Raw genomic sequence first — 13,846 nt, forward strand, 5'->3', positions numbered from 1 at the left:
CGCCGCCGACTTCACCGGCGACGGCAAACCCGACCTCATCGCCAAAGACACCGCCAACAACCTCCACCTGTGGACCGGCCGAGGCGACGGCACCTTCGACCGCCCCCGCCAGCTCACCACCGGCTGGAACTTCACCGAAACCACCGCCGCCGACTTCACCGGCGACGGCAAACCCGACCTCATCGCCAAAGACACCGCCAACAACCTCCACCTGTGGACCGGCCGAGGCGACGGCACCTTCGGTGGCCCGCGTCAGCTGACCGGGGGCTGGAGCTTCACCGAGACCACCGCCGTGGACCTCACCGGCGACGGCAAACCCGACCTCATCGCCAAAGACAGCCGGGCCGATCTGTACCTGTGGAGGGCGAACGCCGACGGCACCTTCCGCTTCAAGGAGCTTCTGAGCCACGACTGGAACTACACGCAGACCACCTCCGGCGCCTTCCGGGAGCCGGGCCGCGACCACCTCATCGCCCGCAGCGACGCCACCGGCGAGCTCGACCAATGGGTGAACGACGGGACCGCCCAGCTCACCAGCCGGCTGCGGCTCACCGGCGGCTGGTAACACCCAGAGAGCGAGGGACCGCTGACATCGGCGGGCCGCACCTCATCGAGCGTCCCGCCGAACACGAATGTTCCTCAGGGTGGTCTCTGTTCATACAACGCCGCGGAGGCTCTGTCCGCATCCGATCATGGGATTCGTTACTCCTGACGGGCCGGCTCGCCGGGCTAACGGGGTGCGGCAGACGTTCCACGCGCAGAACCCCACGGCCCACTTCACCAGCGTCCGCATGTGGCCACCGTACCGTCGCGGGTCGTCTTGCAGCGCCCGCCGGAAGGGCGAACCCCGACGAAATGTGATTTCACCGGGGGCACCGGTCCGGGTGCTTCCCCTTGGCTCACATGGTGGGTACGGCCAAGCCTGAGGCCAACTCCGGGTGCTGGCGCTTCAGTTCGTCGACGAGCACCCGGAGCGGCGAGGTGGCGCTCACGTTGGTGGCGACGACCCGAAGCGGCAGCATGACGCTCTCCCCGGACCGCAGCCCCAGCCGCACTCCCCGCATCTCGACCTGCTTCCGCGCCCCGAACACCCGGACGCTCGCCTGCTCCTTGACCACAGCCGCCGAGGCGACGTCCTCCATACGGACGGATCCGGAGGGCGAGAGGCCGCTCTTCACCCCACCTCTCGGCGTCTTCCAAGCTATGGCCCTGGGTTCAACGAGGACCCAGATCTGAGAGGGCAGCGACAAGAACCGCGCGACGACGAGCAGGGCCAGGAGCCCAAGGAACACCTGCGCCCAGACAGACGACAGGCTCACGGCAACGGCGATCAGTGCGCCGCCCAAGAAGAGCGATACGTTTCTTGCTTGCCGCACCGTGTACATTCGAATCTTCAACGGAACCCCATTTCGTGAACGACTTCACCTCGCAAAGCCCCTACGAGGGAATTTAATCGACTATCACACAAGCCACCCACAAGGGAATCTAACGGTTGCTACCTATGGCAATACCCTTGAAACCAACACCAAATCCACTGACTGGGTGCCTCGCACCAAGGTGGGCCACCAAGCAACTATAGCCCCCCAGCCTGAAAAAATATGCGGGATGCATGACTCCATCCCCGTCCGGCTCGTCGGTGCAATTCCAGTGGCAATGTCGTGCTACTCGAAGAGCTTCGTTTATCCCAGGGCGTGGCCAGGGATAAAAGGAGCCCCGCTGGCCCTCACGGAGCCACGAGTCTCCATAGAGCAAACGTCCTACCGTCTAACCGTGCTGCTCTGACGACGAATGCACCGCGGACGCTGTTCGAACTCGCCCTGCACACCGTCCCCGCAAGGGCTAAGCACTCTGAATGCGCTGAGGAGATTCCGACCGCGTCGGCGGAACCGCCAGCATCCGACGGCTCAGCACACTAACTCCAGCAGCCTCGCCGCCCTGCCCACCAAAACCAAGAGCTCCGAACGGCGCCTCACCTTAACGTCACCGTGCCTGAGCTCCGTCACTACATACGTCTAGCTGCACCCAGCGCGACACCACGACCCCCTCGGCCACGCGCTCGATCGCCGCGAATGACACACCGTCCGCCCGACTTGCAACCCCATCAGACGAGTCCGACGGGGCCAAGTCTCGTCAACGGGCACCAGGCTTCGGCCAGGGATCGAGTCCCGGATCGGCATGCAGGCAGACCAGCGGGCGGTTCGCGCAGACTGCCAGTTCAAGAGAATCCTCAAAGGTGGAACCGAGATCCCAGATCCAGCCCATACCAGCAGCAACCACCCTTCCTCTAGCTTCAACGAAAACGCTTGAATAGCTGAGCCATTCACCAATTGGAAAATATTTCCCGCCCAGAATACTCTCTACCTCTTCCGCTAGATCACGTTGTCCGGATCCAGCGGCGAGGGGGTCGAAGTTATAAGGCTCGTCATTATTAAAGTTCGGGCCAACTCGATTGACCGGCTCAACCGAGAGTCCGCCCACCGCAGAGAGGATTGCTTCAGCCAATGGATGTACCCGGTACCCTTCTCCCTCCAGCGGTTCCAGCCATTGGGCCACATCAATCTTTCTGCCTGCACTCCATCCAGACGCAACAAGCGCTCCCAGCAACCCCTCGCTGAGCAAGTCAAATCGAATCAGGGACATCAATTGATCTCCAGGTCTTCTAGCAGTCGGACACAACGGCCACAGGGGCGACCCGGTTCACCATGACCAGCCGTATTAGATGTCGGCATGGAGTTATTTCGTGTCTGCACCGTCTGCATGGTTCCACCACTGATGGCCTCAGGCCCCTCCGCCGCCTGCGCCTGAATTAGACAGTGCACCTCCGCGCACCCTCCATGATGACCTGCCCGTTCGAGAGCATCCGCCAACGGCCCTTCTGCCTGCAGACCATGCTTGTTGCGGCCGTAGTACTTCGCGCCCGAAGGAGACGTGTACTCAGAGGCAAACTTCGTCCCCGGTTCGTTGCGAACACTCTCCGCATAGTCAGCTAGGTTGCAATTGTGGACGAGGACCGGCGTGACCCCCGCCAGCACATAGTACGTATGGACGTGCTCGACAGTAAGGTTGTACGTCGTTACCGTCCGCCGGTAATTGCGGTTCTTGACGACCGTGAGCAGCTTGCCATCGGGCTCACGAAGCTGTTCGCCCGGCTTGAGGTTGGTGGCATCGACCCACTGCCTGCGCGTCGCGTCCCAGTACGGATGGTGCTGGGTCGAGGTGACGACCTTGTCGCCCTCGGCCGTGCGGACCGTTGTGTCCGTGAAGTCCTTGTCCGTCAGCGTCACCTCCACATGGGTGACCTTCTGCGACTTGGTCGTGTTCGTCAGCGGGTCCGTGGCCTCGACGGTGTCGCCGACCTTCACCTGGTCGATCGGGACGGCGGCGCCGCCGGCCATCAGGACTGTCGTCGAGGCCGGGAAGCTGTTCGTCTTGCATCCGGGCCCCGCGGAGGCGAGTTCGCCTCCGGCAGCGGCCTCGCCCTTGGCGGCCACCGCCCCCGCCTCCCCCTCGGCCCCCGACTTCGAGACCGCCTTGGAGATGCCCTTGGCGACCTTCGCCGCCGCGCCGACGATCGCCGCGCCGGCTCCCACCGCCGCCAGGGCTTCGCCGCCCGCTGATATCACGGCCCCGGCCGCCGCGGCTGTCGCTCCGAATGTGGCGCCTTCGGCGGCTCCGGTGGCCGCCGCCATCATGACTCCGGCGCAGGCGACGCCTGCCGGGGTGACGCAGGCCGCGACCACCGCCACGACCACCACCGTGATCACGACGACCACGGCGACCGTCTCGATCTTGTCCCAGACCTTCTGCCACCAGTGGTGGTGCTTGGGCTTCTTGGGCGGCGCGGGGTGGTAGTCGTACACGGTGCCGGTGGTGGCCGTGTACGTGGCGTACGCGTCCTCGCTCTTCGTCTCCGGTGAGGAGCCCCGGTTGCACTTCTCCGGGTTGAAGTCGCAGATCGTCTGCCCGGTGGGGTCCGCGTTGTTCAGCGGGGAGTTGTCCGCGTACGCGTAACCGTTGAGAGCCTGCGGGTCGCCCGCGTCGAAGACCGGGTCCACCGACAGGAACCGGCCCAGGTTCGGGTCGTACTCGCGGGCGCCCAGGTTGGTCAGGCCCGTGTCCGTGTCCACGGTCCCGCCCACGAAGCCCTTGTCGCCGGGCCAGGTGGCGGGAGTCGGGCCGGTCCGGTTCTGGCCGAAGGGGGCCGTCGGCCGGCGCTGGACCGTGAGCGTCGCGGAGTCCACGGCGACGTTGTCCGTGCCGTGCGGGTCGGAGGCCAGGTAGGTGAGGCGGCCGTCGCTCGTGCGGGCCAGGGTCAGGGAGCCCGGGACGCCGTAGTAGCGGGTGGCGCTCGTCGCGTTGGTGTCCTTGTTCAGGACCACCTCGGTGCCCGGCAGGTACAGCGTCGACGTCGTCGGGTCGTGGCGCAGCAGCTGGTTGCCGTCCGCGTCGTAGACGAAGTCCGTGCCCTTCTCCGTCTGGGTCTTGGTGACCGTGTCGAGCTTGCCCTCGTCGGTCCAGGTGAAGTTCTGCGTGCCCGCGACCGTGGTGTGGGCGGTGGTGTTGCCGGACTCGTCGTAGGCGAAGGTCTCGGTGCTGGTGCCCTTGGCCGGGCTGCTGGCCGTCATCGACTGGACGGCGTGCGGGTGCGGCTGGCCGGGCGCCGGGTAGGCCTGCGTGTGGGTGACGTCCTTCGTCGTGTCACCGGTGACGTCGTGGTCGACCTCGCTCGTACGGTTGCCGGTCAGGTCGTACCCGTACGACTGCCAGTACGGGTTCGGGCCGCCCAGGTTGGCCGCGCTCGGCGTGGTGTTGGCGCAGCCGCCGATGCCCGAGACCTTCGGGGCGGGTTCCGTGGTGGTGCCGCCCTTGTCGGTCCACGCCTCGGTGAGCCGGTTCAGGTAGTCGTAGCTGAAGCACTGCGTGTCGATCTGGCCGGTGTCCTGGACGTCCGAGGCCGAGGTGACCGCGCCCGACGGGGTGTAGGTGTAGCTGGTGACGTCGACCGGTGTGGTGCCGTTCTCCTTGTCCAGCGTCGACTTGAGCACCCGGCCGGTGGCGGGGTCGTAGCTGTTGGTCTGCGAGACCTGCTTGGGCACGTCGCCGAGGAGGCTGCGCTGGACCTGGCCGTACGGCGTGTACCACATGCCGCTGATGTAGTCGGCCGCTCCGCCCACCAGCATCGGCTTCCCGGCGAGGTTGTACGAGTAGTAGACCGGCTCGGCGGCCAGGCCCCCCGCCGCCGGCATGGTGGCGGTGTCCAGCAGACCGGTGTTCGGTGTGTACGCCGCAGTGGTCGTGTAGGTGCCGGCCAGTTTGCCCTCGGCCGCGGGGATCGTGACCGTGCTGCCCGTCGGCCGGTACGCCACGTCGTAGCCGGTGACCGCGTTGGTGTACGCGTTGCCGTTGCTGTAGCGCGTCGACGACGTCGGCTGTCCCTTGGCCAGGGTGTCGTACGTCCACGAGGCCAGCTTCGTACCGCTCGTCGACCCGGCGTACTCGGCCGTCTTGCGGCCCAGTTCGTCGTAGGTGAACGCCAGTGTCTTGTGGCGGGCGTCGGTGACCGAGGTGAGCCGGTCGAGGTCGTCGTACCCGTAGGTGGTCGTGCCGGTGTCCGGGTCCGTGGAGGAGGCCCTGCGCCCGTGCTGGTCGAAGGTGGTGCTCCACTTGTTGCCGGCGCTGTCGGTCACCTGGTCCTGGTTGCCGGACGCGTCGTAGTGGTAGCGCGTGACGTCGGACGGGCCTGTGGGCGTGCCTCCGTGGTACTGGCGGAGCTCGACCGTGCGGCCGCGCGCGTCGGTGAGGGTGCTGGTCGCCGAGGCGCCGGGCGGAGGAGTGACGTCGACCCGGTCGACGCCTGGGTACGCGGTGCTGCTGCGCCACTGCTCCACGGCGAGACTGGAGAGGGTCTGCGCCACGGGGCGGCCCATGCCGTCGTAGAACGTGCCGGTCTGCGACGGCACCTGGTCGTCGCTGACCACGAACAGCGTGGGAGCGGGATTGGTGGTGTTGTAGTAGGGGGCGTTGGTCTTCACCGTCCAGCCGTGGGTGTCGTAGAAGGTGTCCGACACCAGCCGGCCGGTGCCGCCGTCGGCGCTGCTCTGCTGCTCCTGGCGCAACCGCAGCAGGCCGTCGTAGAGCTTGTAGTCGATCGTGTAGGAGTTGTCCTCGCGGAGCGTCTCGCTGGTGACGACGCTCGGGGTGCCCTTGTTGAGCGCGTAGGTGAAGCGCTTGTTGGCGCTCTTGCTCGCCTTGGGCCGGCCGGGCAGCCAGACGGCCGCGAGTCTGCCGAGCGGGTCGTACGCCAGGTCGGTGATGCGGCCGTTGGCGTCGGTCGTGGTCAGCGGCGCGGCCCGCAGCGGGTCATAGGTGGTGGTGCTCTTCCAGCCCGTGGTGGCCGGCGCCACGACCGGCTGGGTGCTCGTGGCGGAGGTCGGCAGCACGCCGGTCGCCGGGCTGTAGGCGGTGGACGTGGTGGCGCCGAGCGCGTCGGTCACGCTCGTCACACGGCCGTAGACGTCGTAGGTGCTCGTGCCGATCGTCTTGAACTGGGCCGTGCCGGAACTGTCGTAGTGGTCGAGGACCTGGGTGGATGTGGCGTCGCCCGTGCCCAGGACGTAGCCGAACGGCTTGTTGTCGTACATGGTGCGGTTGTCCGCGAGCGTGTTGTCCGCGTTCGGCGTGCTGTCACAGCTTCCGGCGATCTTGATGACCTCGGACGGGAAGGCCATCATGTTGGCCCAGGACGTCGCGTTCTGCGCGTAGCTGGTCTTCGTGCAGACTTCCGGCGTCGCCGAGGTGCCGTCGCCCTTGTCGTCGACCGCGACGACGCGTCCGTCCGTGTCGTACGAGGTGTCGATCTCCGAGGTGCGCCAGGTCTTGGCGGCGCGCAGCGCACTCGTCTGGACCTTGGCGGTGCCCCCGAGCCGGGCGGTCAGGTCGGGCAGACCGGCCCGTTTGTGGGTGGCGGTGACGCGGCCTTCCCAGGGGGTACGGAAGGTGGCTTCCTGGACGGATCCGCCGGCCGTGTCGTAGGCCCGGCTCTCACGGACGACACCGGCCAGCTGATCGTCGTCGGCCAGCGAGACGCCCGCGGAGTCCGTGACGGTGACCGACTTGTGGGAACCGTCGGCCTTCAGGTCCCCGTTCATGCCGCGCAGGTAGACGGCGGAACTCTGGGTCAGTACCTGGGGAGCGGTGCCGGTGTGGGTGACGACCTCGCCGTAGCCGCGGAACTGGCCCCAGCTGCGGTTCTTGGGGTCCATCAGCTCTTCGTCGTCGTGGTGCCAGGCCGCCCCGCCCAGATACTCGTAGGAAGTGGATTTGGCGGCGGCGCCGAGCGTCGAGTTGTCGACCTCGGTGACCTGTTCGACCAGGTACTTGTGGAACCAGTCCAGGGTCGGATCGCTCGCACCCTGCGGTACCCAGTACACGGGGTAGCAGGCCATCGTGTTGCTGTCGGGCGCGGCGGGCATGTGAGTGCCCTTGACGCACTCCGGTGACTTGTACGTGATGTTGATCTGGGCGCCGGCCTCGGTGACGATCGCCCGGACCCGGTACCGGTTGATCGGCGGGATGTTGTCGGTGGTCGTGTCGACCCGGTTGGCGAGCCGTGTCCCGTAGAAGGTGACGGCGGGCAGCCTGAGCGTGCCGCCGTCATTGCCCGCGTGGGTGATCGACGCGAGCCACAGTCCCGGTTTGTTGGTGTCGCCCGTGGCCGGGAACTGGTGGGTGAGGTCGTAGGTGTCCGCCGAGGAGTACGCCGACCCGACCAGGACCTGGGTGGTGATGGTGGTGAGCCGCCTGGTGGTCCAGAACGACGGCGCGTGGTTCGAACACGTCCCGGTCGAAGCGCAGTTCTGGTCGAACGGCACATCGGGCCAGTGACTGGCGGTGGTCGTGGTGGGCGGCGTGTCGGGGCAGGTGAACGTCGAGTCGGAGACACAGCGCTCGGACGTGGCGAAGACGATCTGGGCGGCGGCCTTGCTCCCGGCGACCGCGTCCGGGACGCGCTGACCGTAGGAGATGGTGGTCAGATAGCCGGCGCGGATGTAGGGCGTCAGGGTGTTGGACGTGCCGCGCGCGTAGTAGTTCGACTCGGTCTTGTACGTGTACGTCGTCACGTTCTGGTTGGGGTCCACCACGAAGTCCAGCGACCAGTGCCACGCCTGCTGGCACCAGGATGTGTCGAACGTGCTCCCGTGACACGGCTCCCCGGTGTTGTTGCCGAAGACCGGGGCGGTCCAGGTGGAGTTGGTGGTGGGCGTGGTGGTGCTGCCGGGCGCGTGGTTGAGGCCGAAGTAGTACTGGGTGCCGTTGGTCGTGGTGACCTTCCAGTACTCACCGTTCTGGGCACCGTTCGTCGCGCCGGTGAGGTGCTCCACCCGCGAGCCGTCGTCGCCGCTCTCACGCCAGATGCCGGTCGTGTCGTCCTTCACCAGTTTGACGGTGCGACCGCCGAGCGAGAGCGTCGCGTTGTCGGTAGCCCAGCAGTTGTCGCCGACCGTGTTGGGCTCGCCGTCCTTGGAGCACGGCTTGTACGAGCGCTCGACGTAGCCGGGCTGGTAGTCCCAGCCGTCGCCGATCCATGAGGCCTGGTTGTTGGTCGCTGCGGTACGGCCGTCGATGCTGGAGGAGTCGTACGACAGCGCCACCGAGGGCGCGGAGCCGCCCAGCGGCGGGGGCACGCTGATCGGGTACGTCCAGGTGAAGTCGCCGGAGGAGTTGCCCGCGCTCCAGCTCCCGGAGGGCGAGAGCGCGGTGGCGCCATAGGTGCCGCCGGCCCCGCCGGGGGCGGCCGTCGCGGCGAGCACGAGCGGCTGGGCGCTGCCTGTCGTGGCGGCGCCGGGCAGCGCGACGTCGGCCACGAGGCGGTGGTTCGCGAAGTCGTTGCGGAAAGGAACGGGTTTGGACGTGCGGCACGCCGGGGCGTCCGGTGCCGTCATGGCGCAGGCGGGCAGTTGGACCAGTTGGAGGCGGGCCGCGTAGTCACCGCCGTAGGCGTCGGCGAAGCCGGTGTAGTCCAGACCGACCGAGGTCTTGCCGCCGGCCTGGTGCGGTGCGGTGTCGGTCAGGGAGAACAGGGCGCCATTGATTCCGGCCCGTTGGGCGGCGGTGCGGCCCGCGACGGCGACGGTGACCGCTGTGGGTGTCTTGCCGGTCTCTTGGTTCGTACGCTGTTTGGTCAGTGCACCCGGGCGGCCGACCCATACCGGGGTTCCGGCCGCGTGGGCCGGCCCCGGCTCGGCGTAGGGCAGCCGCGTGACCGACTGCCGCGAGGGCGCCTGCGGGGGCGCGCTGTTGTCGGCCGCCGGATTGACTTGAACACGAGTCGCAGAAGGCCATGTCACGGACAGCGGGTGGTACTTGGCAGGTGACGAGCCGTGAGCACCGGACAGCGCGGCGGCCTGGTGCGGCTCGACGTCGTGCCCCGGCACCGAGTGCGCCTTGTCCAGTGGCCGCGGCGACCACTGCTTGGGCAGATGGTGCCCCTGAGCGAGCACCGGCGCCCCGGACAGCAGCGTCAGAACCAACGCGAAACAGGCGGCCAATGCCACCGTTTCCCGGGTTCTGCCCGCGCGTCGAATCCGGCCAAAAAATTGCGAGAAATACCCGCCCCTGCTTCTCACTACAGTCCCCACCCCAGCAAGCAAAAGAGACCGGAAAACTAGCAGCGGAAGGGTGCTGCTCGCCCCACGCCAGCGCAAAGAGTGAGCAAATTAAGGACCTCAAATCCCCTACTGCGGCGCCAGATGACCCAGATCGGACACTTCACAGAAGGTCCACCCTCCCACCACGGACTGAGCAGGGCATTTCGTCCCGTATATCTCTATACCCGCACGACGCCGCCTTGAGCGTCGGTGTCACTCTCCATGGATCACAAGTCCGACTTACCTGCTATACGTCCATTGAACCCATTGAGCATGCAGACCGTCATGAAAACGCGCACTGAATGTCGGACTCCCCGTATATGCTCCCCGGGCGCTCGCTGAATTAGCGGGCTGAATTCCAGATTCCGCAGCCATACAGGAGCAGCATGGGGACCGAAAGACGGCGTCGGCGAAAAGCGATCGCCTCGGCCTGGAGTCTGGCGGTGAGTGGCGCCCTGATATCCGTGGCACTCGGTGCCGGGCCCGCAGCGGCCGGCGAGGGGGACGCCCCCGCTCCTGTGAAACCGAACCCCATCGAGCACACCGCTACGGAACCATCGACTCCGCTCACCGGTCCGCAGGCTGCCGAAGCCGAGGCGGCGGCGCAGGCCAGGGCGACCGGTTCCGCCGTGCCCGTGCAGAGCGCCACCACCCCGACCAGCACGCTCACCGCCAACCCGGACGGAAGCTTCACCCAGAGGCAGAACGTCACTCCCGTACGGGTGAAGAAGGACGGGCAGTGGGCTCCGCTCGACGCTACCCTCCAGCGCGGCGACGACGGGGCGATCACCACCACCGCGACTCCCACCGCTCTCGCGTTCTCCCCGGGCGGCACGGGCCCGCTTGCCAGGATGACCACTCCCGAGGGCAGGCAACTCGCGCTCTCCTGGCCCGACCCGCTGCCCGCGCCCACCGTGTCCGGCAGAGCCGCCCTGTATCCCAATGTCCTTCCGGACGTCGACCTCCGGGTCACCGCGCAGGATCAGGGCGGATTCACCCAGGTCCTGATCGTCAAGACCCGCGAAGCCGCCGCGAACCCCAAGCTGGCCACCGTGCGGCTCGCCGCCTGGACGACGAGCGGACTGACGTTGTCGGGTGACGCACACGGCGGCCTGAGCGCCAAGGACAGCACGGGAGCCGCGGTCTTCTCCGCGCCGACCCCGACGATGTGGGACTCCAGCGCCGCATCCGGCCCCGCCACGTCCGGCTTGTCGGTGACGCGCAACAGGGCCCTGGTGCAGGAACGCGCGGTCGCCGCGGGAGAAACCGGCTCCTCGCCCGACGGACCGGGGACGGGGGCCAAGCAGACCGACCTGCAGGCCCGGACCGCCGAAGGAGCCATCACCCTCACCCCCGACCAGCACCTGCTGACCGCCACCGACACGCACTACCCGGTGTACATCGACCCCAACTGGGAACCGAGCAGGACCGACAGCAATACCTGGGGTGCCGTCTGGGAGGCGTACAAGAGCAGCGCCTGGGACACCGGCAAGTGGGGCAACCCCGGCGTCGGCTACCAGGGCTACCAGACCGACACCGGCATCGAGCGCGTCTACTACAGGTTCAACACGTCCCCGTACGCCGGAAAGGTCATCCACTCGGCCACCCTCACCATGACCGAGACGTACTCCGCCTCGATCGGCTGCGAGAAGTACGGGCTCAACGTCTACCGCACCGACCCCTTCAGCACGGGCATCACCTGGAACACCGCGCCCAGCGCCCGCGAGAAGATCGGCAGCGCCTCGGTCACCGGCACCCGCAACAACGACTGCCCAGGCGACCAGCTCGCCGAGGCCGATGTCACCTCGGCCGTCGACAACGCGGGCGCCAGTCTGTCGGTCGGCGTCTTCGCCGCCGACGAGAGCAACCGGGACGCCTTCAAGCGGTTCTCGACCAGCGCGTCCCTGGTCGTGCAGTACAACACCGTCCCCAAGGTGCCCACGTCACCCGGGACCACCCCCGCCTCCGTCTCTCCCACCACGCCCGACTGCGGGGTGAACACCATCGGCTGGATCGGCGCGACCAACGCGGCCGATGACGGAATCCACCTCCGGGCCACGGTCACCGACGCCGACTCCGACCAGCAGGTCCGCGGACAGTTCGGGATCTGGGACGACTCGGACAGCAGCAGAAGCGTCATCGGCATGGGCGACAACGGCTCCAGTACCGCCTGGGTCTCCAGCGGCACCACCGTCGACAAGGCGGTCGGCACCCTCACCGACGGTCATCTGTACGGCTGGTACGCCCGATCCGACGACGGCATCAGCCACTCCGCCACCACACCCGTCTGCCACTTCCGCGTGGACGGGACACCGCCGTCGGAGCCGGCGGTCGCGTCGGACGACTACCCCGCCTCCGGCTCCACGGTCACGACGCACCACGCGGACGACCGGTTCGGCGGCACGTTCCGGCTCAGCGCCTCGGACGGCGGAAGCGGCGTCGACTACTTCGAATACTCCTTCAACCGGTCTCTCCCGGTCGGCGGCGCCACGACCGTCGACGCCGTGAACGGCACGGCTTCCCTGAACCTGACACCCGGCCACTGGGGCACGAACGTGCTGTACGTGGCCGCGGTCGACAACGCCGGAAACCGCTCGCGGACGTACGAGTACGACTTCTACGTGCCGGGCAATCCGAACGCCAAGGCCGTGGCAGGGGATCTGACCGGTGACGGCCTGCCGGACGTCGCCACCGTGGACGGGGGCGGGAACATCCGCATGTACCCCGTCGGGACGGACGACCCGGCGCGCGGCGGTACTGTCGCGGCCTACCAGGCGCCCAGCAAGCTGCCGTCCACCGCCACGTGGGCCGGGGCCATCCTCGCCCACCGAGGTTCCCTGCACGGCGGGCAGACTGTCGATGACCTGTTCGCCTACAAGGGCGGGGAGCTGTATCTCTACCTCAACCCGACGAACGGCGACTTCACCAAGGCCCAGCTGGTGACGGTGACCCGGCCCGACTGCGTCTTCGATGCAGCCAAGTGCCGCAGCTATGGTGACAACTGGCAACAAGTCACCCAGCTCATCGCGCCCGGCGATGTGGACGGAGACGGCGGCAACGACCTGGTCACCGTGGAGAACGGTGTGCTCTGGCTGTTCCACGGGGCCGGCAACGGCCGTTTCGTCAACCCGGTCCAGATCGGTGCCGGCGGCTGGCAGAGCATGACCGTCCTCGCCCCCGGCGACATCAGCGCCGCCAGCGGCGCCGCCCGTGACGGCCTGCCGGATCTGTGGGCGCGCGACACCACCACGGGCGCCCTGTACGCGTACTACAACCGCGTGGGCGACCCGACGGGACTGGGCGACATCACCACCCGCCAGCAGATCGGCTCCGGTTTCTCCGTGCTGGCCCATCCGTCGATCACCTCCGACGGTGACCTCGACGGCGACGGCTACGCCGATCTCGTCTCCACCACCTGGGGCGGAAGCCTGATCGAGTTCCCCGGCCGGGCACCCGCGGCGGGCCAGTACCCGTTCACCGCCGCCGCAGACATCAGCCAGCGCGTCTGGGGCAAGACCATCCAGACCCTCGAGGGCTCTGCCTACCGGCCATACGCCAAGAACGACTACGACGGTGACGGCAGGAGCGATCTCACCGCCATCTCCGGCTCCGGCACCCTCTACTACTGGCACGGCAACGGCAACGGCAGCCTGCGCAACGGCGCCCGCTTGTGGCCGGTCGACGGCGACTACCTCACCTTCCGCGACCTGGCCCCTGGCGACTTCAACGGGGACGGCAAGACCGACCTCGCGGACATCAGTGGGGTGGGCACGCTCTACTGGAAGCCGGGTGACGGCAACGGCGGTCTCGGCGGTTCGGAGAAGCTGTGGCTCACGGAGGAGGACTTCAAGACCTTCCGGGATCTGACCTCCGGCGACTTCAACGGGGACGGCAAGTCGGATGTCGCTGTCATCTCCGGCTCCGGCAACCTCTACTGGTGGGCGGGCGACGGCAACGGCCACCTCGGCACCGCCCAACGCCTCTGGCCCAACGAAGGCGATTTCACCACCTTCCGCGACCTGACCACCGGCGACTTCAACGCAGACGGCAAAACCGACATCGCCGCGATCTCCGGCGCAGGCAACCTCTACTGGTGGGCAGGCGACGGCAACGGCCACCTCGGCACCGCCCAACGCCTCTGGCCCAACGAAGGCGATTTCACCACCTTCCGCGACCTGACCACCGGCGACTTCAACACG

5 protein-coding genes are annotated in these 13,846 nt (G+C 67.6%); 2 read left to right on the forward strand and 3 right to left on the reverse strand.

What is annotated here, in order from left to right:
- Window positions 1-565, forward strand: a 565-nt coding sequence (locus ACZ5ID_RS36155) for an FG-GAP repeat domain-containing protein (protein ID WP_468906801.1), incomplete at its 5' end; no start/stop codon positions are given.
- Between the two features lie 334 nt (window positions 566-899).
- On the opposite strand, the gene ACZ5ID_RS36160 is transcribed toward ACZ5ID_RS36155, so the two are convergent.
- The 3 genes from ACZ5ID_RS36160 to ACZ5ID_RS36170 all read right to left on the reverse strand — a co-directional run bounded on the left by ACZ5ID_RS36160 (window position 900) and on the right by ACZ5ID_RS36170 (window position 9,530).
- Complete coding sequence (locus ACZ5ID_RS36160; RefSeq protein ID WP_468906804.1) at window positions 900-1,397, reverse strand: hypothetical protein; 498 nt, start codon at window positions 1,395-1,397, stop codon at window positions 900-902.
- Window positions 1,398-2,130: 733 nt separating this feature from the next.
- Entirely contained in the window at window positions 2,131-2,640 is a 510-nt protein-coding gene (locus tag ACZ5ID_RS36165) for an SUKH-3 domain-containing protein (RefSeq protein ID WP_468906806.1), read from the reverse strand.
- A complete protein-coding gene (locus ACZ5ID_RS36170; protein ID WP_468906809.1) occupies window positions 2,640-9,530 on the reverse strand; it encodes an RHS repeat-associated core domain-containing protein in 6,891 nt (2,296 codons plus the stop codon). Before ACZ5ID_RS36170 ends, ACZ5ID_RS36165 begins: the two co-directional genes overlap by 1 nt.
- A gap of 635 nt (window positions 9,531-10,165) precedes the next feature.
- On the opposite strand from ACZ5ID_RS36170, the gene ACZ5ID_RS36175 reads away from it, so the two are divergent.
- A partial coding sequence (locus ACZ5ID_RS36175) for an FG-GAP-like repeat-containing protein (RefSeq protein WP_468906812.1) occupies window positions 10,166-13,846 on the forward strand: 3,681 nt, incomplete at its 3' end.

This window comes from Streptomyces sp. NPDC031670 (assembly GCF_055580545.1).

Coding starts and splice junctions, on each gene's coding strand:
- ACZ5ID_RS36165 (WP_468906806.1), bottom strand. CDS start 2,640: ATGTCCCTGATTCGATTTGACTTGCTCAGCGAGGGGTTGCTGGGAGCG.